The organism is Mesorhizobium sp. M0296 (assembly GCF_040321675.1).
Taxonomy (GTDB): Bacteria; Pseudomonadota; Alphaproteobacteria; order Rhizobiales; family Rhizobiaceae; genus Mesorhizobium.
Genome location: NZ_JAMYRZ010000057.1, coordinates 1 through 22,881, shown reverse-complemented (window position 1 = coordinate 22,881; position 22,881 = coordinate 1). Strand labels below are relative to the sequence as shown.

Annotated in this window: 22 protein-coding genes and 6 pseudogenes; 20 read left to right on the top strand and 8 right to left on the bottom strand. The window is 60.5% G+C overall.

Annotated elements, in window-relative coordinates; translation table 11 throughout:
- Window positions 1–64: 64 nt before the first annotated feature.
- Both NKI97_RS32300 and NKI97_RS32295 read left to right on the top strand, forming a co-directional pair.
- A complete protein-coding gene (locus NKI97_RS32300; protein ID WP_352838328.1) occupies window positions 65–1,585 on the top strand; it encodes an FAD-dependent oxidoreductase in 1,521 nt (506 codons plus the stop codon).
- Window positions 1,586–1,945: 360 nt separating this feature from the next.
- Window positions 1,946–2,761: a ferritin-like domain-containing protein gene (locus NKI97_RS32295; RefSeq protein ID WP_352749884.1), complete on the top strand. Its 816-nt coding sequence runs from the start codon at window positions 1,946–1,948 to the stop codon at window positions 2,759–2,761.
- A gap of 180 nt (window positions 2,762–2,941) precedes the next feature.
- Here NKI97_RS32295 and NKI97_RS32290 read toward each other — a convergent pair whose 3' ends face one another.
- A complete protein-coding gene (locus NKI97_RS32290) occupies window positions 2,942–3,175 on the bottom strand; it encodes a hypothetical protein (protein ID WP_352450333.1) in 234 nt (77 codons plus the stop codon).
- A gap of 11 nt (window positions 3,176–3,186) precedes the next feature.
- Between NKI97_RS32290 and NKI97_RS32285 the strand changes: the two are divergent.
- Both NKI97_RS32285 and NKI97_RS32280 read left to right on the top strand, forming a co-directional pair.
- A pseudogene (locus tag NKI97_RS32285) lies at window positions 3,187–3,686 on the top strand (DUF899 family protein).
- Window positions 3,674–4,403, top strand: a pseudogene (locus NKI97_RS32280) (cupin domain-containing protein); the annotation flags it as partial. The pseudogenes NKI97_RS32285 and NKI97_RS32280, both read left to right, overlap by 13 nt.
- Before the next feature lie 43 nt (window positions 4,404–4,446).
- Here NKI97_RS32280 and NKI97_RS32275 read toward each other — a convergent pair.
- Window positions 4,447–5,337, bottom strand: a complete 891-nt coding sequence (locus tag NKI97_RS32275; RefSeq protein WP_352450334.1) for a LysR family transcriptional regulator — start codon at window positions 5,335–5,337, stop codon at window positions 4,447–4,449.
- Window positions 5,338–5,443: 106 nt separating this feature from the next.
- On the opposite strand from NKI97_RS32275, the gene NKI97_RS32270 reads away from it, so the two are divergent.
- The 3 genes and pseudogenes from NKI97_RS32270 (at window position 5,444) to NKI97_RS32260 (ending at window position 7,567) form a co-directional block, all read left to right on the top strand.
- Window positions 5,444–6,313 carry an SDR family oxidoreductase gene (locus NKI97_RS32270; RefSeq protein ID WP_352450335.1) on the top strand — a complete coding sequence of 290 codons (870 nt, stop codon included), beginning with the start codon at window positions 5,444–5,446 and terminating at the stop codon, window positions 6,311–6,313.
- 40 nt (window positions 6,314–6,353) lie between these two features.
- Window positions 6,354–6,827: an SRPBCC family protein gene (locus NKI97_RS32265; protein WP_352450336.1), complete on the top strand. Its 474-nt coding sequence runs from the start codon at window positions 6,354–6,356 to the stop codon at window positions 6,825–6,827.
- 69 nt (window positions 6,828–6,896) lie between these two features.
- Window positions 6,897–7,567 (top strand): annotated as a pseudogene (locus NKI97_RS32260) (NAD(P)-dependent oxidoreductase).
- 304 nt (window positions 7,568–7,871) lie between these two features.
- Here NKI97_RS32260 and NKI97_RS32255 read toward each other — a convergent pair.
- Window positions 7,872–8,215, bottom strand: a pseudogene (locus NKI97_RS32255) (hypothetical protein); the annotation flags it as partial.
- Between the two features lie 647 nt (window positions 8,216–8,862).
- Between NKI97_RS32255 and NKI97_RS32250 the strand changes: the two are divergent.
- The 4 genes and pseudogenes from NKI97_RS32250 to NKI97_RS32230 all read left to right on the top strand — a co-directional run bounded on the left by NKI97_RS32250 (window position 8,863) and on the right by NKI97_RS32230 (window position 12,073).
- Window positions 8,863–9,273, top strand: a complete 411-nt coding sequence (locus tag NKI97_RS32250) for a YybH family protein (RefSeq protein WP_352450337.1) — start codon at window positions 8,863–8,865, stop codon at window positions 9,271–9,273.
- 180 nt (window positions 9,274–9,453) lie between these two features.
- Window positions 9,454–10,974: pseudogene (locus NKI97_RS35580) on the top strand (MFS transporter).
- Window positions 10,975–11,051: 77 nt separating this feature from the next.
- Window positions 11,052–11,570 (top strand): YkgB family protein, encoded by a 519-nt coding sequence (locus tag NKI97_RS32235; protein ID WP_352838325.1) that lies wholly within the window; start codon window positions 11,052–11,054, stop codon window positions 11,568–11,570.
- 323 nt (window positions 11,571–11,893) lie between these two features.
- Window positions 11,894–12,073, top strand: a complete 180-nt coding sequence (locus NKI97_RS32230) for a recombinase family protein (RefSeq protein ID WP_502901492.1) — start codon at window positions 11,894–11,896, stop codon at window positions 12,071–12,073.
- Window positions 12,074–12,523: 450 nt separating this feature from the next.
- On the opposite strand, the gene NKI97_RS32225 is transcribed toward NKI97_RS32230, so the two are convergent.
- Window positions 12,524–12,769, bottom strand: coding sequence for a hypothetical protein (locus tag NKI97_RS32225; protein ID WP_352838324.1), 246 nt, complete (start codon window positions 12,767–12,769; stop codon window positions 12,524–12,526).
- Between the two features lie 630 nt (window positions 12,770–13,399).
- Here NKI97_RS32225 and NKI97_RS32220 point away from each other — a divergent pair.
- Window positions 13,400–14,071, top strand: a complete 672-nt coding sequence (locus NKI97_RS32220) for a Crp/Fnr family transcriptional regulator (RefSeq protein ID WP_352450341.1) — start codon at window positions 13,400–13,402, stop codon at window positions 14,069–14,071.
- Between the two features lie 615 nt (window positions 14,072–14,686).
- Window positions 14,687–15,778 carry a YihY/virulence factor BrkB family protein gene (locus NKI97_RS32215; RefSeq protein WP_352838323.1) on the top strand — a complete coding sequence of 364 codons (1,092 nt, stop codon included), beginning with the start codon at window positions 14,687–14,689 and terminating at the stop codon, window positions 15,776–15,778.
- 112 nt (window positions 15,779–15,890) lie between these two features.
- On the opposite strand, the gene NKI97_RS32210 is transcribed toward NKI97_RS32215, so the two are convergent.
- Entirely contained in the window at window positions 15,891–16,253 is a 363-nt protein-coding gene (locus NKI97_RS32210) for a hypothetical protein (protein WP_352838322.1), read from the bottom strand.
- Between the two features lie 878 nt (window positions 16,254–17,131).
- Between NKI97_RS32210 and NKI97_RS32205 the strand changes: the two genes are divergently transcribed.
- The 5 genes from NKI97_RS32205 to NKI97_RS32185 all read left to right on the top strand — a co-directional run bounded on the left by NKI97_RS32205 (window position 17,132) and on the right by NKI97_RS32185 (window position 20,215).
- The gene (locus NKI97_RS32205; RefSeq protein ID WP_352450344.1) at window positions 17,132–17,335 is read left to right on the top strand and encodes a hypothetical protein; all 204 of its coding nucleotides are present in this window, start codon (window positions 17,132–17,134) and stop codon (window positions 17,333–17,335) included.
- 307 nt (window positions 17,336–17,642) lie between these two features.
- Window positions 17,643–18,188: a hypothetical protein gene (locus NKI97_RS32200; RefSeq protein WP_352450345.1), complete on the top strand. Its 546-nt coding sequence runs from the start codon at window positions 17,643–17,645 to the stop codon at window positions 18,186–18,188.
- Window positions 18,178–18,573: a phage holin family protein gene (locus NKI97_RS32195; RefSeq protein WP_352450346.1), complete on the top strand. Its 396-nt coding sequence runs from the start codon at window positions 18,178–18,180 to the stop codon at window positions 18,571–18,573. Before NKI97_RS32200 ends, NKI97_RS32195 begins: the two co-directional genes overlap by 11 nt.
- On the top strand, window positions 18,570–19,469 hold the full coding sequence (locus tag NKI97_RS32190; RefSeq protein ID WP_352749802.1) for a hypothetical protein: 900 nt from the start codon (window positions 18,570–18,572) through the stop codon (window positions 19,467–19,469). The genes NKI97_RS32195 and NKI97_RS32190 overlap by 4 nt, the downstream gene beginning before the upstream one ends.
- Window positions 19,469–20,215: a hypothetical protein gene (locus tag NKI97_RS32185; RefSeq protein ID WP_352450348.1), complete on the top strand. Its 747-nt coding sequence runs from the start codon at window positions 19,469–19,471 to the stop codon at window positions 20,213–20,215. The genes NKI97_RS32190 and NKI97_RS32185 overlap by 1 nt, the downstream gene beginning before the upstream one ends.
- A gap of 108 nt (window positions 20,216–20,323) precedes the next feature.
- Here NKI97_RS32185 and NKI97_RS32180 read toward each other — a convergent pair whose 3' ends face one another.
- Window positions 20,324–20,833 carry a ferritin-like domain-containing protein gene (locus tag NKI97_RS32180; protein WP_352450349.1) on the bottom strand — a complete coding sequence of 170 codons (510 nt, stop codon included), beginning with the start codon at window positions 20,831–20,833 and terminating at the stop codon, window positions 20,324–20,326.
- Window positions 20,826–21,383, bottom strand: a complete 558-nt coding sequence (locus NKI97_RS32175) for a DUF4142 domain-containing protein (RefSeq protein ID WP_352450350.1) — start codon at window positions 21,381–21,383, stop codon at window positions 20,826–20,828. The genes NKI97_RS32180 and NKI97_RS32175 overlap by 8 nt, the downstream gene beginning before the upstream one ends.
- Before the next feature lie 233 nt (window positions 21,384–21,616).
- Here NKI97_RS32175 and NKI97_RS32170 point away from each other — a divergent pair.
- A pseudogene (locus tag NKI97_RS32170) lies at window positions 21,617–22,005 on the top strand (IS6 family transposase); the annotation flags it as partial.
- Window positions 22,006–22,060: 55 nt separating this feature from the next.
- Here NKI97_RS32170 and NKI97_RS32165 read toward each other — a convergent pair.
- Window positions 22,061–22,390, bottom strand: a complete 330-nt coding sequence (locus NKI97_RS32165) for a hypothetical protein (RefSeq protein ID WP_352450351.1) — start codon at window positions 22,388–22,390, stop codon at window positions 22,061–22,063.
- Between the two features lie 299 nt (window positions 22,391–22,689).
- On the opposite strand from NKI97_RS32165, the gene NKI97_RS32160 reads away from it, so the two are divergent.
- Window positions 22,690–22,881, top strand: a 192-nt coding sequence (locus NKI97_RS32160) for a hypothetical protein (protein WP_352838321.1), incomplete at its 3' end; no start/stop codon positions are given.

Here is a 22,881-nt window from a genome sequence, read left to right as displayed (position 1 = left end):
AACGCAGCGGGAACTTTTAGCCCCTCGCGTCCATTTCCTGATCGATGCCCTGGAGAGTTCCGCCATGAATGTCAGCGATGAAAGGACTGTATCGCTTTGGGCGGCAACCGAAGTCGCGCCTGAGGCGGTTCCGCTCGAGCGGAGTGAACAGGTCGATGTCGTGGTCGTCGGATCTGGCATTGCCGGACTGTCGGTCGCCTACGAACTGGCCGTCGCCGGGCAAAAGGTGGCAGTGCTTGATCGCGGCCGGATCGGAAGCGGCATGACGGCACGCACCACCGCGCATCTGTCATCGATCTGCGACGATTATTTTTCGGAACTGATCAAATTGCGCGGCGAGGAACTGGCGCGGATTTACTACCGAAGCCAGTCGGCCGTTATCGCCCGTATCCAAGCAATCCAAGAGGCGGAGGGTATTGCGTGTGATTTCCGCCGCCTCGACGGCTTTCTGTTTCCGGCGTCAGGCAGAAAGGAATCCGTCATCGAGCGCGAACTGGACGCCGCTCTGAAGATCGGTGTCGACGTCGAAAAAACCATGGGAGTGCCGCTTGCTGGGTTTTCGGACGCGCCCGCCCTTCGTTATCCCAATCAGGCGACATTCCACCCGCTCAATTATCTCCGCGGGCTGGCTGCCGGCATCTGCGCGCGCGGCGGCGCGCTTTATGCGGATACCATCGTCGATAAGGTCGAGGAGACTGACGGCGGCGTGCGCGTAACCACGGTCTCAGGCTTTGCCGTGTCTGCCAAATCGGCCGTTGTCGCCACCAACTCGCCGATCAACGATCGGGTGGCGCTCCACACCAAGCAGGCGCCGTATCGGACCTACGCGATGGCATTCGAGATCGCGCGCGACATTTTACCGGATGCACTCTACTGGGACACGCTGGACCCCTATCACTACGTCCGTCTGCAGCCTGGCGAAGGCAAGACCGACTTTCTGATCGTCGGTGGTGAGGATCACAAGACAGGGCAGGCCGACGACGCCGACGACCGCTTCGCTGCCCTGGCGGCCTGGACCAAAGGGTTGGTGGCCGATATCGGCGCGGAAGCCAATCGATGGTCCGGGCAGGTAATGGAGACCGTCGATTACGCCGGATTCATCGGCCGTAATCCCGGCAACGGGCACGTCTTCGTTGCTACCGGCGATTCCGGTCAGGGCATCACCCATGGGGTTGTGGCCGGCCAATTGATTTCCGACCTGATCCTGAAAGGGGAAAGCCCCTGGCGGGAACTTTACGAACCCTCTCGCAAGACGGCACGCGCGATCGGCGATTATTTGGCGCAGAATGCGACAGCGATTAGGAGTTTTGCCGAGTATGTCGCGCCTGGCAAAATTGATGCCGCCGATAAGCTGCGGCCCGGAGAGGGGGCTATCGTCCGCCAGGGGCTCACCAAAGTCGCTGCCTTTCGCGATGAGGACGGCACGCTCTACAAGCGATCGGCCGCATGCACCCATATCGGTTGCCATGTCCATTGGAACTCGCTGGAACGCTGCTGGGACTGCCCCTGCCACGGCTCGCATTTTGCCGTCGATGGCACGGCTTTGAACGGACCGGCCGTAGCGCCCCTGGCTTCGATCGAATAAGCCAATCGGCGTTCGCTTGTGTATTGGCGCCGAAGCACCGGCCAGCGCAAATGACGCCTATGACGTAGATATCACTGGTCATAAAAGGCTACATCGATGCAGTTGTGATCTCTAGCTTCTCGACAAGACGAGAGACATCAGTCGCCCATAATCAGCTCAAGGTCATGGCTCGGATTCGAAGCACAACATTTGGCGAAAATGCGCGACAACCGAAGGACCATTTATCGAGTTTTACGGGGTTAGAAAGGCTGGCCCGCGATCAGGTGCCAACAGGTGATACCGGCGGGCTTTTGGGAGGAAGTCAGGATCCGTGTCACGCCTTCAATTCATATTTCGCGCCGTCGCGCGTTGCAGTTCGGCTTGGGAGCAACCCTCGCCACCACCACGGGCCTGACGCCGGTTTCTCGCGCCTATGCCCAGGAGGACGTGCAGGACGAAGACATTTTCCGCTTTGCGCTCAACCTCGAATATATGGAGGCTGAATACTATCTCCGCGGCACCACCGGAAAAGGCATCGACGCAGCCGATGCCGGCTCGAAATCCGGCGACGTCGTTGGCGGAAAGCAAGTCTCGTTCGAGACGCCGGCCATCGGCGAATTCATGCAGGAAGTTGCGGAAAAGGAACTCGCGCACGTCCGATTTTACCGCAAGACGCTTGGAAAGAACGTCGTCGACAGGCCGGCCATCGATTTCGACGCAGGGTTCAAAGCCGTCGCGGAAGCGGCTGGTCTCGGTGCGGACTTCGACCCCTTCGGCAATGAGACGAACTTCGTTCTCGGCGGGATGTTGTTCGAGGATGTCGGCGTCACCGCCTATGCGGGTGCGGCGACAGTTCTAAAGAACAAGGATTTTCTCGCCGCCGCTGCAGGCATTCTTGCGGTCGAAGCCTATCACATGGGAATGGCGCGATCGACGCTATACCGGAAGGGAGAGGAAGCCTGGAAGGCCGCCAACGCTGTCTCCGATGCCCGAGACAAAATCGACGGATCGGACGATAAGGACCAGGGGATCCAGGTGGACGGCAAAGCCAACATCGTTCCTTCAACGCCGGACGCAATCGCCTTCACCAGAAAACCGCAGGAGGTGCTCCGGATCGTCTATCTCAACGACAAGGACGGAGTGAGCAAGGGCGGCTTCTATCCGGAAGGGATGAACGGCACGCTCAAAAGCACCTGAGCCGCTCGCGACAGGCGATCAGATCGCCGGAAGACGCGGGGCGGGTTCACGAGCGCAATGATCGTGGCAATACGTCTGCATGACGATCCCGATGCAAAACCTGCCGCTGGAGCCCAGGACAGGATTGGATGACCGTCCGGTTTGATTTCGAGCCGCGACCTTGCGGCGTAAACGGCAAAGTCAGGAAATGGCGCGTCCCGCGGGTAGCAATCGGCTCGATGGAACGACCGCTTCGGGACCAACCAGACGATGCTGCTCTTGTGCTCGTCGGGTGAGCCGGGCTACCGTCCGCTCGCCCTGTCCGTCCTGCGCCTCGAGGCCCTCGAGGACGGACGGGTCGCGGAGGTCGTCGACTTCGAGGTGCCGATGAGTTTTCCGCTGCCGCGCGGTTTCAACAAGGACGAGGTCGAACATAGGGAGGTCGGATGGAGGTCGCGACTGAGCAGGAGTGGCAGGCCGCCCGCAAGGAGCTGCTGGCGGCCGAGCGGGAGCTGGCGGCGCACGAACGGCGCGTCACCAAGCAGCGGCGTGAGTTGCCCTGGGTTCCGAGCACTACGCTTTCGCCACCGACGACGGGCCGAAGTCCTTGCCGGAGCTGTTCGATGGCCGCGCGCAGCTCCTCATCTATCACCTGATGTTCGGGGAGGACTGGAAGATGGCGTGCCCGGGCTGCACCTCGGTCGGCGATGGGCTGGGCGGCATGGTCACGCACGTGAACGACCGCGACGTGACGCTCATCGCGATGTCGCGGGCGCCGCTGGAGAAGCTGGTGGCGACTAAGGCACAGCGCGGGTGGACGATGCCCTACGTGTCTGCCTACGGCGACGACTTCCTGTTCGACTACGGCTTCGCGTTCCGCCGGGAGGAGATGTCCGGAATCGTCCGCGACGAGTTCGACATGGGGCAGCTGCTCCGATGTTGCTGATGGCCGGCGACTTCGTGCTGGTTCCGGAAATCTTCTCGTTCACGATGAGCAGCCTGGAACCGCCGCCTCGCGGAGCCCTTGCCCAACGTCTTGAGACCAGCCCGGGTGTCTTCCGGCTCGGTGACCCAGAAGCGACCGCCGAAATCAAGGCGATGGTTGGCCATTGTGCCTTTGGCTCGGATGACAAGACTCTTCTCGTCTCGTTGCTACCAGAGGTTATCCACGTCCAGGGCGAAGAGCGGCTGATGATGCTGGTCGGGATGATAAACGACGAAACGAGAGCCGACCGGACCGCCCGTGAGATGGTGCTTCACCGGTTGTTGGAGGTGCTGTTGATCGAAGCTTTGCGTTCAACGGCAAGCGCCGCGGCCCCACCCGGTCTCCTGCGCGGTATGGGCGATCCGCTGCTGGCACCGACCTTGCGCCGGATTCACGCGGATCCAGGTCGCAGCATGACGGTGGAAACACTCGCGCGGGATGCTGCCATGTCCCGTTCGACCTTCTTCGATCGTTTCCGGAGGGAGGTTGGCGTGGCCCCGATGGAATACGCGATCGGCGGCGCATGGCGCTGGCGAAGGAATTCCTTCGCAAGGATGTTGCCACGGCGGAGATTGCGCAACGCGTCGGTATGGCTCGGCAAGCGCCTTCAGCGTCGCGTTCAGTCGGCATGTGGGAATGCCGCCCGGCGCCTATTCGCGGGTAAACACCGCTGGGTAACGCCGGCCCGATTGCAAAATGTGGAGCAGGCTGCTTTGGCCCCTCACTTGCCGATGTAGGTCGCCAGTTCATCGGGCGTTCCGTTGGGAAAAGCCTGCTTCAGAAAATCCAGGAAGGCAGAAACGCGCGCGCTCAACAGACGCCGCGACGGGTAAAGCGCCCACAGCGCGATCTCGGAACCTTCGATATCACCCCAGTGCAGCAAAGTGCCGTCGGCCAGGTCGTGACTCACCAGCGAAATCGGCATACGAGCAGCGCCTACGCCGGTTCGCACGGCATCCCGAACCATGATGAGGGACGACAGTGCGAGAATGGGCTCGATCCCGATCGTCGCGGATCCTTCTGAAGTCACGACGTTCCAGGTCTGCCGATCGCTGGCCCCACGCACGACACCTGGCACCGAGAGATCTGCGGCCGGCCGGAGCAGATCGGGGCTTGCCACGACGACCAGGCGATCATGCAGAAAGGCTCGGCCGACAAGACTTTCGTCTGGGTCTGGATTGACCCGGATGACCAGATCATAACCTTCCTCGATCATGTCCACGGCTCGGTCCTCTGTCGTGACTTCCAACCGCACGTCGGGATATTTCAATGCAAAGCCCGCCGCGATCCTGCCCATGGCTGTCTGCGAAAACAGCAGCGGCGCGCTGATCCGTAACCTGCCGCGCGGCTTGTCCCCGCCCGCCGCGATGGTGGCCGCCGTTTCGTCGAGCTCCGTCAGCAGAGAGGCTGTCCGCTCATGAAGGGCGCGTCCTTCCTCAGTGAGTTTGAGGTTGCGCGCGCCACGTTCAAAGAGCCGAAGTCGAAGGGCAGCCTCCAGTTCCGTAACCCGTCGGGACAAGGTCGCTTTGGGACGGCCGGACGCCCGCGACGCTTTGCCGAAGCCACCGTGACGCGCGACAACGTTGAAATCGGCAAGGGCGACGAGATCCATAATCGTTCCACCTGTGAGACGAACTGTCCAAATTAACAGCCTATTGGTTTAAGAATGAACCAGCCATATTCCGGGTGTCAAGCAATACCAACCCGGAGAAAATCCAATGACCATTCTCGTTACCGGCGCCACCGGCAATATCGGCGGCCAAGTCATCCATCACCTCGTCGACCGCGGCGCTGATGTCCGCGCTCTCGTCCGCGACCCCTCCAAGGCCAATTTTCCGGCAGGTGTTGCCGTCGTCAAAGGTGACTTCCTGGACGTCGACTCCCTACGTACCGCCTTCGACGGTGTCTCGACGCTCTTCCTGCTGAACGCTGTCGCACCAGACGAGTTCACCCAGGCTTTGATCGCCCTCAACGTCGCCCGCTCGGCTGGCGTCGAACGGATCGTCTACCTGTCAGTCATTCACCCGGACGTCTACGTGAACGTGCCGCACTTCGCCGGCAAGTTCGGCGTCGAGCGGATGATCGAGCAGATGGGCTTTCACGCTACCATCCTGCGCCCGGCCTACTTCATCCAGAACGATCTGACGATCAAGGACGTCATCGCTGGCTACGGCGTTTACCCGATGCCCGTCGGCGACAAGGGGCTTGCCATGATCGACGTTCGCGATATCGCGGAGGTTGCTGCCCTTGAGCTGCTGCGCCGCGAACAGGCCGCACAGCCGCTCCCGATCACTCGCATCAACCTGGTCGGTCCCGATACCCTTACCGGAGCGGATATCGCCGCGATCTGGTCGGACGTGCTCGCTCGCCAGATCAACTATGGCGGCGGCGATACGGCTGCCTTCGAGCAGAACCTCAAGCAGTTCATGCCGCCATGGATGGCCTACGACATGCGCATGATGGGCGAGCGATTTTTGACCGATGGCATGCTGCCCGAGGGCAGTGATGTCGAGCGCCTGACGACGCTTCTTGGACGTCCGCTCCGCTCCTACCGCGACTTTGCCTCGGAAACCGCCGCCTCTGCCTGAGGCAATCAGCCACAATTTCAAACAACAAAGGACCCTCAACATGATCTATTCGACCGCAACCGTCCCGGTGAATCCGGAAGGCGAAACAAAGCTCACCCGGGAGCAAGTATGGAACGGTTTGGAACTGAAGGCGCGCGACGCGCGCCTGTTCCTCCCGCCGGGTCTCTGCACCCGCTGCAATGTCGTGGAGGAAAGTGATACCCACTTCGTGCGCGAAGCCACCATCGCCGGCTCTGACATCAGGGAGATCATCACCCTCGAGCCGCAGAGCAAGGTCACCTTCTTCCAGGCGACCGGCCCACGCGAAGGCGCCATTATCAATGAGCTTTTCGAGGACGAAGCCGGCGCACTGCAGCTGAAGTTCTACTGCTACCTCGGCCTGCGCGGCAAGGAGGCTGATGGCCCAGAGGAACAGGCCGAGCAGACGCAGTTCGACAGCGACAAGGGCTACAAGTCGGCCCTGCTGTCGACGCTGAAGCGGACCCGCGAACTGCTCGCAGAGGGCCGCCTCTGATTATCACCAGCATCCAAACCAACAGGGCGGCCTCCTGAGAGGCGCCAGGCTTTCAAGAGGACCAAAATCATGACCACACCCGTTGTCCCTGAAACACGTTTCGCCGCCGTACCGAATATCCTGGTGCTCGGTGCCACCGGGCCGACCGGCCGCCATATCGTCAGCCAGGCCGTAAGCCGCGGCTACGATGTCACCCTCCTGGTGCGCTCGCCGGAAAAGGCCGCAAACATGAGGGAGTGAAGATTGTCGTTGGAGACGCCCGTGACGAGAAGGTGTTGCGCCAGGCCTTCAAGGGTCGCGATGCCGTGATTAGCGCACTCGGCACACCCGCAAGCCCATTTCGCGAAGTCACCCTTCTTTCGACCGCGACCCGAGCGCTTGTCAGCGGCATGAAAGCGGAACACGTCTCGCGTCTCGTCGCCATCACCGGTATGGGCGCTGGGGACAGCGCAGGGCACGGCGGTTTCCTCTTCGACAAGCTGATCTTCCCTCTGCTCCCGCGCAAGGTTTACGCCGACAAGAATCGTCAGGAGGCAATCATCAAGGGCAGCGATCTGGATTGGACTATTGTCCGTCCTTCAGTTCTCAACAACAAGCCTGCACGCACCACGATCCAGACGCTCACGAACTTGAACCAGTTCCGCGGAGGCTCCATTTCGCGCGAAAACGTTGCGGCCTTCGTGCTGGATCAAGTCACCACGGATCGGTGGCTACATAAGTTGCCGTTGATCACCGGGTAGGGTTGGCTTGAACGGCCTATCAAAGCGAAAACCGCCAGCGCGACGATTGCGGTCAAACGAGCCGCGAACGCATAGCTGCACTGCACAAAAATTAAGTGCAGCGTGATTCGTGCATACAGACTTCAGTTGATGCACATGGCGGCTTCCTCCCAGGTCCGCCGCAGCAGCTGTTCCCCTCTGGAGGTCCATGACCTTCACACGTTATGGGCCGCGGTTTTCCGTCGGCCCTTTTTTCTTTTTCAGAACCAGGTCGCAATGGCGTTGCGGACGCTGAAGGAAGGCGGGGCAAAGCCCCGCGATCGTCCTATTCGAAGGCTGCCATTTGGACAGTTGCGGCCTTTTGGTCGACCGAGTTTGCAGGCTGCTCGACCGGGCGAGCGTAGGGCTTCCAGGTTTCGCCTGTGATGTCCTCGTAAGCCGAGACGGCACCTTCGGCTGCCATGCGAAGCACGTGGGCCTGCAGGCCCATGTCGGCTGCGAACTCGCGCTTGCGTTGGGCGCGATTATCGAAGCCTACCGGGCCGTCCAGGTCCTCGTCTCTGGTATCGAGAGTTTCGTGGTCAGATCACGGGCCTCGCTGACCGCGCGGCTGTAGAATTGCCCGGCGCCGTCGGCGGCGCCGACGGACGACCCGACGATGCGCTGCATGCATGGCCAAATCAGGACGATGCCGATCACCAGGACTACGCTGGCCGTCATGGCGATCGACCGAAGCAGCCCCGGGCCAAAGCGGGGCACGGCGAGCTGCTTCGAATAGTAGCGGTTTTCGGCTTCGGCGTTCATCGGCGACCGACGAGCCGAAGTTTGAAGGTTCGCGGCAACGAGACTGTAGATGTCCATGACGTCCTCCGGTCCTAGGTTCATCACAGACATCCTGACACGAGCAGCGGCTTTGACCTGTCATGCGCGCCGACGACAGGAGCCGAATTCCAGTCACATCCGGAGATGGACATCCCCGAGCGGCGCGCCAAACATCAAAAGCTGTGGAGTGTCGGCTCTCAGTGAAGCGAACCTTCGAGTGACCGCTACCGGCTCAAGTTGACCAAACCGGACCTTGCTGGGCCGATTTGGCGGCTCGTAAGCAGACGTTGACCGAAACCAGTGACTTTGACCCTCTCGCGACCCACGGAAAGTTGAACGTCTCTCCCTAAGCTGACACTCAAGAACACGCGTCGCAGCAGCCGGATTGGCTGGACGGAGCCAAGTATGATCACCCAATGTCGGATTGAAGCCTCCCGATCGTCCTCGATAAGAACCAGCTTGACGGAAGAATATCGAGGAGGAGGAGAGTTCTAATGGTGAACAAGGAGCGTGACGCTGAGGCACACATCCAGGCGCTTATCGAGCGCTGGGCGAACGCCGTGCAGCAGCAAGACCTGGAGACGATCATGGCGGATCACGCGACGGACCTCGTGATGTTCGATGTCCCACCCCCGAACGAACTTCGTGGAATTGAGGCTTACCGGGATAGCTGGGGTCCGTTCTTCGACCACTTCAAATACGGCGGCGTTTTCGCGATCGAGCGGCTGGATGTCACGGCGGGCGACCGGGTTGCTTTTGCAACCGCATCGCTGCGGTGCGGTACGAAGGACGAGCTTGAAAAGGATCCGGCAACCCGCCTTCGCCTTACCGTCGGATTGCGGAAAGAGGGTGACCGCTGGATCATCGCTCACGAACACCACTCGTACCCATACAAGTCGGACTGAGCAGCGCATCGGAGTAATCCAGCGATCGAAACAGCGGTGGCAATTGACCAGCCGCTTGGCGGACAAGGAGATCAAGGAATGCCGTCAGAGAACAAGATCGGTACAATTTCCGACCCAGGTGGTGCGACTGGCGGTGCCGTAGCGTGTGCTCTCGAGCTCGGTGAGGCCGTCACGAGCGACATAACCGCGCCCAGAGCGACACGCCGCGAATGGTTCGGGCTCGCAGTTATCGCGCTGCCGTGCCTGCTCTATTCCATGGACCTGACGGTTTTGAACTTGGCTGTGCCGCGTTTGAGCGCCGACTTGAAGCCGTCGAGTTCGCAACTTCTCTGGATCCTAGACATTTACGGCTTTCTGCTTGCCGGATGCCTGATCACGATGGGCACGTTGGGCGACCGCATCGGCCGCCGCAGACTGCTTTTGATCGGCGCGGTGGCATTTGCAATAGCTTCGGTCTTCGCAGGGCTCTCCACAAGTGCCGGAATGTTGATCGTTTCGCGTGCGCTGCTCGGGATTGCCGCGGCGACGCTTGCACCGTCCACTCTTTCGTTGATCCGCAACATGTTTCTCGACCCGAGGGAGCGTACGGTTGCGATCGGCGTCTGGATCGCCAGCTTCTCTGCGGGCTCTGCCATCGGTCCGTTGGTCGGGGGCATCCTGCTGAGCTATTTTTGGTGGGGCTCCGTGTTCCTCGTGGCGGTACCGGTCATGGTTGCGCTGCTGGTGCTTGGTCCGATGGTCCTGCCCGAGTATCGCGATCCTGAAGCGGGTCGGCTCGACATCTTGAGCGCTGCGCTATCGCTTGTCGCCGTGCTTTCGGTGATATACGGCATCAAGGATATCGCCGAACACGGCCTCCGCCCGGAGGCGGCGTCCGCCATTCTCTTCGGTGTGACTGTCGGCGCGGTTTTCGCCGTGCGCCAACCGCGGCTGACAAACCCCTGATCGATCTGCGGCTCTTTCGCTCGCGCCTTCAGCGCTTCATTGGCGGTCAACGTTCTCGGCTTCTTCGTCGCGTTTGGCTCGTTTCTCTTCATCGCGCAATACCTGCAACTGGTGCTGGGGATGGGACCGTTTGTAGCGGGCCTGTGGACCGTGCCTTCCGCCGTTGCTTTCATCGCCGGTTCGATGCTGACGCCAATCGCGGTTGGCAGGGCTCGCCCGGGCTATGTGATGGCGGCCGGCCTTGCGCTTGCGGCAGCCGGATTTCTCATTCTCACCCGCAGTGGTGGTCAGGCCGATCTCGCGATCGTCGTCATAGGCTATAGCGTCTTCTCCCTAGGTCTTGCGCCGGTGTTCACGTTGGCCACCGACCTCATCGTGGGGACCGTTGAACCCGAGCAAGCCGGTGCGGCCTCCGGCATCGCGGAAACCAGCAGCGAATTGGGTGGCGCGCTCGGCATCGCGATCCTTGGCAGCATCGTCACCGCCATCTATCGCAGCGGCATGACCGGGATGGTTGCGGACGGGGTATCCGAGCAAGAAATCAGTGTTGACAAGGACACGCTGGGAGGCGCCGTGGCAGCTGGGCTCGCCTTGCCGGAGGCGCTCGGTTCCGATCTGCTCGGCAAAGCGCGGGAGGTGTTCACTCAGGCGTTCCAGATGACTGCCGGCATCTGCGCGTTGGTGGCGCTGGCTGCAGCCATCCTTGCGGTGGTCTTGCTGCAAAACGTGCGAGCACAGTCTGAGGCTGGACAGTAGCCAGCGAAATCTACGACACCGATTGAACCTTGAGCCCCAAGCACGACACGGTGTCATCGAACAGGAGGAGGATACTCATGGCGGTTCTCAAAACATCAGAGCCTGAAGGTCCAGACGAGACAACTCCCCGGCCGTGGCCGCGAAAGATCGCCGCGATCAGGAAAGCCGGACGGATCGTCGCCCTGACCGGGGTCATACTGCCGCTTCTCATGATCGGCGGGATGAAGTTCACGACGGTCGAGATCGAGGCGTTGAGACCGCTGATCGGCGGCACGCCTTGGCTCGCCTGGATGTATCCAGTCTTTGGTGAGGCCGGTGCCTCTTATGTGCTTGGCGTCGTTGAGATCGCGACCGCGCTTCTGCTGATTGCCTACCCCTGGTCGGCGCGCGCCGGTGTGACCGGCGGGGCCTTGGCCGCGCTAATTTTCCTGGTCACCTGTTCGATCATGATTGTCCTGCCGATCTGGGAGCCTGCGCTGGGCTTTCCAGCGCTCGGTCCCCTCGGCCAGTTCCTAATCAAGGATATCGCGTTGCTCGGCATCGCGCTTGTCGTACTGGGCGAAAGCCTGAACAGATTGGACAGAGGGGCTACCTAAGCGAATCCAAGTCGAAGGCGAGTGGCAGAACATGTCATCCATTTATACGGGCCAAATGGCGGGGCTCCACCTTACCGCGCCCTTCGACTCGCTTGGGACAAGCCCGCGAGTCCGAAAGCGGGCCGGTGTTCATGCTTTGATTTTTCTATCGTATATCGGTGCCCGCTTAATGTTCAGGGGCCACAATGGGCAGTTTCGCGACCACCGCAATCATGGCGGCTGCTGCAGCGTATTTCTGACCCAGCCTATGGGGCTATCCGCTTGCCGAATTCTGAGCCAGAGCGCATTGAAGTATATCTAAATGAGCCGAGCGGGAGGGGGATATGCCCGTTGCTCGTGTTTATCTGCGGGTCAGTACGCAAGGGCAGGATCTTGATCGCCAGGAATCGATCATCGCTGGGGCGAGGGATGCCGGGTACTACATCGCCGGCGTCTATCGCGAGAAGGCATCCGGCGCTCGCGCCGACCGGCCGGAGCTGCTGGCGAGTACGGCACCGGGCTAGCCGCTAATATATTGCACGCTGTCTTTGCCGCCCATTCCGGCATCCGAGCATCGCACTCGAAGTGCTCGAGGGAAACGACCGGGCAATGGCCTTTTACCGCAAACATGGTTCGAAGTGGTCGATCGCAGGGCCGCGTCGCACGGTGCAGAAGGCCATGCATCGTTGATTATGCGCAAACTGCTATCGCGCGCCTAGTCCGAACTCGCGCATCGAACAGTAGATCACGTCTTCCGTCCCCAGCGCACCGGCGGCCTCCCCGCTCGCAATCCAATAGACGTCTTTCAGCTGTGTGGCATGTCAGCGTGAGCGAACGCGAGGTCCTGAGCGTCAGAAGCCGACAATGAAGCCGGACTGATTGCGATCAGCACGGTGCCGAGCGTCACAGGCGCGAGGGACTTAACAACTGACATGATCATTTTGAGATCCTCCCCAGCTCCCGTCGGTCAACATTCAGTCCTTGGGGTCGCAGGTGTAGTGCCGTTCGAAGGTCCCGTCCGCGCGCCGCTGCTTGTCGAAGCCGATGTAAGGCTCGATCGCGCACTCGTGGACCAGCCAAAGGGGATCTCGGCCGAGGCGTAGCCACTGCCGGCGGCCAACCGTTTCGGGATCGAGGCCGAAGCGATCCTGGTGCGCTCGATCGTCGTGCCGGCCGCGCCTGCCTCCGCATGACGGATGGCGCGGCTTCGCAAATCGCACATGATTTCGTCACGTGAGATGCCGATGTCGCCAAGGACGTCATCGGGTAAACGGCTCAACTGGTCCGTTGCCGACAAGAGAGCTTTTCGCTCGGCGCGGAGGCGTAACCACCTGCGAAATGGACCAATGGCGGCAGCATGATTTATAACCATGATCAGATCGTCCCTTCATTGATCTGAATTGACCGGTACGGAACGGCGCGAACGGCACTCCGGGCGAGAGCGTCAGCCGTCCGCGAGGCAAATTAGGCGTAGTGGTCGATGGATTGGTTTTGCCGCGGCGTGCCCATACGGCGGGCGGTGGCTGGCCCCGGGCCACGCATATAATAAAGCTCCGGGCGGTAGCGCGGCGCGACGAATTTGCGAAACCCCGCAGCAAGTTTTGTGACGGGAGCCAAGAATTTCATGACTGTTCCCTTTCCCTTCGCCGGCTTGCACACGAGCCGGCGGGCCTGACGTTGCAACAAGGATATGACAGTCGAACCAGGCTCGGCTGTGGGAATTCCCACACCGGGGAAAACATTGGCGAAATCCGCTCCCAGTTTGCATCCCGGAAAGCGGGGCCTGCGGCCATCAAATTTCCTTGGATAGGGAGTAAGGTGAAGTACACTTGATTGAACAAGAGACCGCTGTGACAGGCTCTCTGGCCTTCATCTCAAGACTTTGCGATGCCGACCTCGCCGCGCTGACCAAACGGTGGCACGAGCGCAGCTATCGACACAACGAGCTAATCATTTCCCACGGCGACACTGGTCGCGATGTCTTCTTCCTGCTGGAAGGACGGGCTCGCGTGACACTGGTTTCAGCGGACGGCAGGGAGATAGCATATCGCGATGTCGAACCGGGTGACATTTTCGGGGAGCTCGGAGGCATTGACGGGATTGCACGCTCTGCCAGCGTAGTCGCGCTGGAGGCAACCCGCGCTGCACGGCTGTCCGGCACAGCATTCCGGGATATCGTGATGACCCACCCGACTTTTGCCTGGATGCTGCTTGAGCATCTGTCTGCCCAGCTCCGGCGCATGACCGAGCGGGTATTCGAATACAGCACTCTGGTCGTGCGAAAACGGCTGATCGTCGAGCTCCTGCATCGGGCGGAGAAAGCCGCACTCGTGGACGGCGAGGTGTCCATAAGCCCGGCACCGACGCATTCCGAGCTGGCGGCAACGATGAGCACGCACAGGGAAGCGGTCTCGCGCGAAATGAGCGACCTCGCCAAGAGAGGCCTGATCGAAAAGCGCGGCAGCAGGTTATTGCTGCATGACGTCTCGGCACTACGGGCCCTGGCCGACAAGAAGGAATAGCGAAGGCTGTCGCCGCGGCGGGGGGCACCGCACGTTTCATACTCCTCGGCCGCAAGTGATTATTCCTTCAGGCGAGGAGAATCTGCGCCATGCCTCGCTGCAGGATTTTCGGGAGGAAGACTAGGGTAAAACTCAGTCATTCTGGCTATGCCGCGAATGGCCGAGATGGGTTAATTGCGGGCAACGGCGAGACTGGACTGAAGGGCAGCTCAGGGTCATGGCGGTGAATTGACCCGGAGCAAGCGAGCTTCCGCTTAGCGTCGATTCCGGCGGCCTGGTTTTCGCAAAAAGTCCCGGATTAAAGATTAAAGCGACTGTTTTGCGTCTGATTTTTGCACCGTCCGACAATGGGCAGTTTCGCTACCACCACAACCAAACGGTTGCTGCGGCGTATTTCTGACCCAGCCTATGGGGCTATCCGCTTGCCCTAATCCTATGGGGCTATCCGCTTGCCCTAATTCTGAGCCAGATGCCATGAGGTATACCCAAACGGCCATCGAGAGGCGTTCATGACCGACCGCGAAGTAGAGCCGCGCGCGGGGTCTCGGCAGTTGCAGCTTGCATCCTTTGGCCGACCTGCACGTTACATGACGAATAGACAGGCGGACCGGAGCCATGGCAAACGAGAAGCCCAACAATTTCCACGCAAAACAGGTGCATAGCGGGCGGCGGGCGCAGCAGCCGGGCCGCGGGCGAGATGCGGTGCGGCCCACGCAGATTCCGACCAAAGGCTGGAAAGACATCCTTTGGCGGGTGATAGCTGAAGTAAGCGATGACCGAGTCCCACTGATCGCAGCAGGAACCACGTTCTACCTGCTTCTGGCGCTGTTTCCTGCACTTGCCGCCTTCGTTTCGATTTACGGCTTCGTCGCCGATCCCAAAACAATCGCCGAGCACATCGCTTTCCTCAGCGGCGTTCTACCGTCGGGCGGGCTCGATCTTATCCGGTCACAGCTTGGATCCCTTGCCCAACAGAATACCGGCGCTTTGACCTTCGGCTTCATCTTGGGCCTCGCCGTCGCGCTCTGGAGCGCCAACAACGGCATCAAGATCATCTTCGAAGCCATGAACATCGCCTATGAGGAGACCGAAAAGCGCAGCGTCGTCCGGTTGAATCTGCTGGCCTTGGCCTTCACGCTCGGCGCCATCTTCATCGGCATCGCGTTCCTGGTCTCGGTCGGGCTTGTCCCTGCGGCGCTCGCGCTCCTCAATCTGGGCAGCTGGACGGAGACACTGATAAAAATCCTGCGCTGGCCCGTGATGCTGGTCGCGGTGGCGGCAGGTATCACGCTTATCTACCGCTACGGTCCCAGCCGCGAGAAAGCGACGTGGCGGTGGCTGACTTGGGGCGCCGGCCTCGCGACGGTCGTGTGGCTTGCCGCCTCGATCGGGTTTTCCTTCTATCTCGAGAATTTCGCCAACTATAACGCGACGTATGGGACGCTCGGCGCCGTCATCGGCTTCATGATGTGGACCTGGATCTCAGTCATGATCCTGATCGTCGGAGCCGAGCTCAACTCCGAGATGGAACACCAGACGGCCAAGGACACCACAACCGGCGCGCCGCAGCCGATCGGCGCGCGAGGTGCCGCGATGGCCGACACGCTGGGCCGCTCGGCCGAACGGAGCGGCGCCGAAAGCGCATCAAGTCGCGGAGAACGAGGGTTTACACAAACAGAACTTCCGGCCCCGATCACTCGTGAATAGCGCTTCGAACGCCAAACCGCCGGCTGCGGACGAAGCGGCTGTCGAGGCGCGAGCCGGCGACTGGTTGCAGCAAAACGGGGAGCGCACAGGCGTGATGGGGTCGGTTTGGATGTCACCGAGACTTGCGGACTGTCGCTGTCGGCCCACGTGATAGTGCTTCGATATCGGCACTGACGAGCCCTCCGCCTTCGATCCGAACCGTCAACCTGCCCTTCGCGTCATCGATCCGCCTCACAAATCCTGTGATGTCGACCTTCTGGCCGGCCTTTGCTCTGGTCGGTGTGTCGATTGAAAAGGGGAAGCTGTAAGAGGGTATGCTCACGCTCGACATGCCGTTGTCCAAAACCTTCAGGATTGTGATGGAGAGCGAAACTTCATCGTCGACTTTCATACTCGCGGGCATGGCCGAAGCCTCCATCTCAAGCGGCTCGTGCTCGATCTTTTGGTGCCAGACCACCTGGCGCAGGTCGCGCATGCCACAGCCTGTCCGCACCGTGGGCAGATATAGAAATGGCAGGCCTCATGCTCGGCGGCTGTTCCGTGCCGTCTGTTGACAATCGGCGGGCCAAGCTCCGATAGCTGTCACTTCCACTAAACATTCAATTTTGCTAAAATGTTCCGCAACCTAAGTCGGGCGGTCGCGATTTAGTTCGCACCTGTGGCGTGGGGTTCAGATGCCGACCCTGGGTTGACCATCCTCCCGAGGATAAAGATTGAATTCACGCGGCCAAGTTCGACGGCTACCGCACGCAGATCATAAAAGACGCCGACGGCCTCCGCTTCTTAACCCGCCGGGGCGTGGTGTCTCAGTTTGAATTTCGGCTTGACGACCCGACTTACCGCCACGTGCGGACGTTCGCCAGTGTCGATGTCGGTCGTTGACCAGCGACGCGGACGCTATAGTTCGGTCAAGGGGTCCAACTACGAAAGGAGAAAGCTCATCGATCCCGCGATCTGGATAACATTCGTTCGAACGGTCATCATACTGCAGATGCCATCGAGGTCTGATAACATGCTGGTGATGGCGCGTGGATTGGACAGGGCGCCGAGTTGGGCTGGGACGACAGCCGGCGCGGGCGTGATGCAACTTCCCCTTATCGCGGTCGGCGTTCCTAGCTCGTACGAGCGTCCCCGTTTGCTTCGCGACGCTCCAATGGATGGGAGCAGCCTATCTCGTTCGGCTAGGACTACGGCTGATCTTCACGTTCGGGAAGCCCGCAGCCCAGCAGGACCCACGTCAAGTCAGTCGACTTGCGGCAGCCCGGGAAGGAATGATCGCAAACCTAGTGAACCCTTGGCCCAACACCTTCATGATCGCCTCCTCCTCAATTTGTTGATCCGCATGGAGGGCCCGTGAGCCTGCAACAGCTCCTGTTAGACGAAACCCAGAAAATGACGGGCGCGTTAGTATTAGGAACTTATGCCATGGCTTCGGGCAGCATCGGTTCGTGGATCACGACGCGGCCCCGCATGAAGCTTTGGCAGCAGCGGATCGCAGGCTTCTTCATCGTTGCCCTTGGGTTTCGAATGGCTTTTGGTGGCGGGGCAAGCCGCTAGGTCCCGGTCTCAGCAGTCCGCTTCCACCCACAGCCGAAATTCAAACTGAGACCCTACCGCTGGGGGCATGACTGGACGGCGAAATACCGCCCCTTGGTCCGGGCTGCCACAAGGATCGCTGCCGATAGCTCAATTATCGCGAAGCGAGACCGGTGATAGTTGACTCCTATGAAACAGCCGGGAAGCCAATTTCGTGGAAGCACTTTGGTCTGTGCTGAGACGTATCCGCGCGCAAGGGTAGCTTCTTTGAGCAGCTCCACGGAACTAAAGGGTTTTGCCGCAGTTTTGCCTGTCAATGGAGGAAACCATGAACAGCCAAAACAAGGAACGAGAATCCGCGACCAAAACACCTGTTGAGGACATTGCAAACAAGGACATTGGGGCAACCGTGAGCGACGCGGTCTCGAAAGCCTCCGACATGGCTCAACAAGCAGTTGATACGGCCAAGCAGGCGGCCTCGGATAGTGCGTCAACAGTTACCAACCAGGTGAAGGAAATGCTAGACCGTCAGGTCGGCAGCAGTGCCGAGGTGATGGGCCAGCTCGCGAGTTCGACGAAACGCGCAGCCGAGGACCTCGACGAAAGCGCGCCCTTAGTCGCCGGTGTGGTTCGTACGTTTGCGAACAGGATCGATGGTTACGCAGACGATCTGCGGGACCAGTCGGTCGATCAGCTGGTCCGCGCCGCCTCCGATTTGACTAGGCGCCAGCCCGGATTGGTTTTCGGGCTTGCTGCCCTTGCGGGGTTCTTGACATTTCGGACGCTGAAGAGCGCGTCGCCGGCGTCGTCGCGCTCCAATGAGCCCGTGCGCGGGCGCAACCGGCAAGCAGCGAGCGAATTTAATGGCACATGATCAGCTCAAGAATTCCACGCTCCCACGAGCACTATCCGACGCCGCGGCGGATCTTGCCGACCTCGTGCAAAAGGAGCTGCGGCTGGCCCGGGCGGAGCTGTCTGAAAACGTTTTTGCCAAGCTTCGGGCCGGCATCTGGATGTCCGCTGCCGGGGTGCTTGGGCTGATCGCTGGATTGCTGACAGTGCAAGCCGTCGTCTTCTGGATAGCTAGCTTTGGGATCGTAATGCACTGGTCCTGCCTGATCGTTGCCGGCGTCGTGGCCGCAGCTGGAGCGCTCGCCTACTACAAGGGCCGCATGGATGCGCAAAAGGAGATGACGCCCACGCGATCAATCCATCAGATCAAACAGGATATATCGATAACCAAGGAGCATCTAACATGAGCCGCGAAGCGCATACGACCAACATCGGAACGGCGGAATGGCTCATCGGCGCCGCCAAAAACAACCCGGAAGGTCTTCTTCTCGTTGCAGCCGGCTGCGCGCTGTTGATGCGCCGCGGGGGGGCATGGGCCAGCGGCGGCTTTGATCACGCTGATGAAACCCGCGGAAGCAAGGGCCAGCGAAGCGTTCACCCAAGGTCTTCGAACACCGCCGGCCAGAGGCGCCGGTGGAAAAGCATTGAGGAGGACGCTTCGGAGACGGCAGACAATGCACGGGAGCATGCCTCGGACCTCGGCGGCAAGGTCGCGGCCACGGCCAGCGCTTACGCTTCGTCCGCGTCGGAATACGTCGACGAGGCGCGACGCAACGTCACTGAGACATCGGAGCGGGTCGCGCGACGAGCCCAATCAACTTTCCAAGAGACGGTGAACCGCGTAGTCGAAGAGCAGCCACTGACGCTGGCGCTGCTCGGCCTCGCCACAGGGGCAGCTGTCGCTGCAGCCTTCCGCCCCACGGATTTTGAAAAGCGGACACTCGGCCCAGCTGGAGAGCAGTTGACGAACAGCGCCGAGAAAGTCGGCGAACGGTTGAAGGAGTCGACGGTGAAGGCGCGCGAAAGGCTCAGGACCGCTGCCGAGGAGCGCGGCCTTAATGCTGATGGCCTCAAGGATGTCGTGAGCGACGTGGCTGGCGAGTTCGGCAGCACCTTGTCGGGCGAACAGCAAGCCGGGTCGGCTGAGTCGCCGTCGGCGACCTCAGGCGTATCGCGCGGCCAATCGGCCCCGGGTAGCATGGGCCGGTCGATAGATAAATCGGCCAATTCGGATCAGTCACAACGGCCGGGTGCTTCCCGGTCCGGCAGATCCGGCCAGTCCAGCGGAAAGCGAGGTTCGTGATGGGCGAGGCAAATCTCCGCCAACTCGAACACGACGTTGAGGCAGCCCGCGCAAGGCTCGCGGAAGATTTGTCGACGCTGCGCTCGCCAAATACGGTATCCGAGTTTACCGACGAACTGAAGCAAGAGGCGCTCGAGGCCAAGGATGCGCTGGTCGCGAAAGCCAGATCGACCGCGCAGTCGACGGCGCTGGAGATCATCGAGGATCTCAAGGCAAAGGCTGCCGCGAATCCTGGCGCCGCATTGGTAATTGGGGCTGGTCTCGCGTGGCGGTTCCTTCACCGTCCGCCAATCGCGACCGCGTTGATCGGAGCAGGACTATTCAGCCTGTTGCGTACGCCTTCAATTCAGCCGGGCTTGGACGGGCAGGTCGATCATCTCGCTTTCGCCAGAGAGCGCTTGAAGGAGCAATCCGTCGATCTGGCAGAGAAGGTCGGCGAAATGAGCGCCAAGACGGCCGAAACAGTGAAGGAACATGCGGAGGAAGCGGCTGGCGCCGTCAAAGAGAAGGTGCGGAATTTGGGCGCTAAGACGCCGAATCTGCTCGACGAATTGCGGCAGGCCGGCAGCGAGGCCGCCGAGGGGGCAGCCGCTGCCGCCGGTCAAGCGTCATCTGCTGTCCAGGGCGCACTGAGCGATCAGGAGACGCGAGACAAACTCCTTCTTGGTGCCGCGGGTTTAGCCATCGCGGCTGCGGTAGGTATTGCGTATCAGCGACGGCTTGAGGAGCACGCGGCGGTCGACTAGGCGACAATTCAGCGCCGGAACTCCAGAACTACGGAAGAGCAGCCTGGACGACCCAGTGTCCCGGCTGTCAGGAGCGGGTCGCCTTTCTCGCGCTAACCAACCCGGCCATCACCGCTTGGCGCTGTCGCTGTCGGCGGCGGCCCGCGTCAGGAACGTCTGGGTTGTCTGGCCAAGACGGCTCTTCAGCCACTCCGCCATTGCCTCCTCTTCGCGGAGGTTCTGCTCGCAGGCCTGCACGATTTCGGTCTCGCCCTCGGCGTTGGCCGCCGCGATGAGGATTGTGTAGGAGGCGATTTCCATGTGCTCGAAAGTGTAGCTGGCGAGGGAGCCCTTCATCACCTCATCGCCGGCGAACACGCCGCTGATGGATTGGGCGAGCGCCATGAGCTTGCCACCCGCGTCCTTCACGGTGGACGATCCTTCATCGATACGGTCGAGGCAGGTCTTCAGCCGGGAAGCCTGTTGCCTTGTTTCTTCGAGATGAAGGCGGATGCGCTCGCTCAGCTCCGGATAGCTCTCGATGCGGCTCAACTGTCCAGACAGCATCGTCTCCGCCTGCTCTTCCATCGCGTGGGCATCTCTCAGCCACTGGATCATCCATTCGCGCGATTCAGACATCAGAGGTCTCCTTGTTTGGTGGCATCCAAACCACGAGCGACGAGGATTGTTCCGGCCGCAGGATGGATCTCACGAACATTATTTCGTAGTCGGGCATAAAGCGGCGTCGGCGAGCGATGGGTTCACCAGCTTCGCCCTGATGTCGCGCGTCATCCGCAGATGCTCCAGCCCCGTCGGCAAGACGTCCGAGGCAAAGTGCTGGATGTCGGCATCCTGGCCGGAACCGATCTCCCATTCGAGAAGCTGCACTGTCTTTGATGGTCGAAATCTGGCCGCTGATGTAGGCGAGATCGAAATCGGCACCGGTGAGCTTTTCGAGCCTGGCGTGCTTTTGCTTGTGATCGCTGTCGAGCCCTGCCGGGAGCGGGATCTTGCTGGCCTCGGCGAGCGACTTCAGCCTGTCGTTGGTAGCCGTGTGGTCGTGGACCATGTTGCGGGCGAACTCCTTCACGGCGGCATTTTTGGATTTTCCGGCGAGTTCGCCGAACTGGACCTCGTGTCGCTTGGCAGTTAACCGTAAGAATGCAGTCGTTTCGGTCAGGATTGGCACTTAATTTGAGAACCTGGAAGTTCGGATTCTCAAATTAAATGCCATCGCATTATCGTGAAGGCCGTGCTTCCTTTGAATTTCACACGCACCTTCGGCAAATGCGATGCCGGCAAGTTGCTGGCGTTGATTCTCATTTAAGTGCCAATGGCCTGGCATGATTATCGGTTCCGTCGCAAACTCTCCGTCAAGACCGCATGAGGCATGAAGGCTCTTCAATTGCCGAGGAGCTTGTCATGTTCAAGGGCCGTCATTTCGACCAGTCGGTGATCCTGCTGTGCGTACGCTGGTACCTTGCCTACACTCTCAGCCTGCGCGATCTGGAAGAGATGATGGCCGAACGCGGCTTGAGTGTCGATCATTCCACAGTGCATCGCTGGGTCGTCCGCTTCTCGCCGCAACTGCTGGAGCGCTTCAACCGGCGCAAGCGGACCGTCACCGGCAAGTGGCATGTCGATGAGACCTACATCAAGGTTCGCGGTCGCTGGATGTATCTTTACCGTGCCATCGACAGGGTCGGCGACACGGTCGAGTACTTCTTCAGCGAACACCGCGACCTGTGGCGGCCAAACGCTTCTTGCGCAAGGCGCTTGCGCGGCATGGCCGGCCGGATCGCATCGCCGTTTGACAGATGAAGCCGTTCGCCTGTTCCGGCGCTGTTTTGACAGGGCGCGCATTGGTCATTCGGCCCATCGCGCTTTTCTGCGGCCCGCCGTTTCGCCCGACATCAGGGAACGATATCGCCCCCCATGTATTAGAAACTGATGGACACTATGGAACCCCACGGCCACGGGATAGCGGCCGATATTTTGACATCGGAAGTTGCCAATGCCAGGCAGCGCATTCACCGGACCGAGCTCGCGCTTCAACGCACTGAAGAAATGCTGGCCGAAAATCTCGCGCTGTGCAGCAGGATACGAACTGCGGTCGAGGCCGCAGACCGCTTGGTGAAGATCGATCCCCCCAGCTTTGAAGGACGTCGCGCGGGTTGAACTGGGCAGGCGTTTCATTCGTCGCGACCTTGCGGCACCCTGCCGCAAGAGCCTGCCCTGTTGGCATCACAGCGTGAGCAAACATTGGACAGAAGCATTCCAACGTTCACGATCTGCAACACCGACGCTAGATCGACACGAATCTTCAGTTCAAAGAGCGAGGATTAATGCTGCGGCAAACGAAGGGGTCACGGGGGTCTTCGCGCGAGCCAGTTATCCGATCTCCCGCTCAGAAGTTTCTTCCAAATATTCCGACCTCCTGATGGAACCCATTCGTTGCGGGCGAGTTGCGGCTCATTGGGAGGGACTTCCCGAACATGACAACGAGCAACAAAGCAGACCATCAGTCTGTCGCCGAAGCGTTTCGGAAACTGATCCGTTCCGAAGGCTATCGTCATCACGTACAAACGTTCTTAAATCTGGGGGTCGAACCAGAACTGCCGCCAACCCTACAGTCATTACTTGCGGCTATTGATCGGGCCAAACAGGGCCCGACGGAAGAAGGTCCC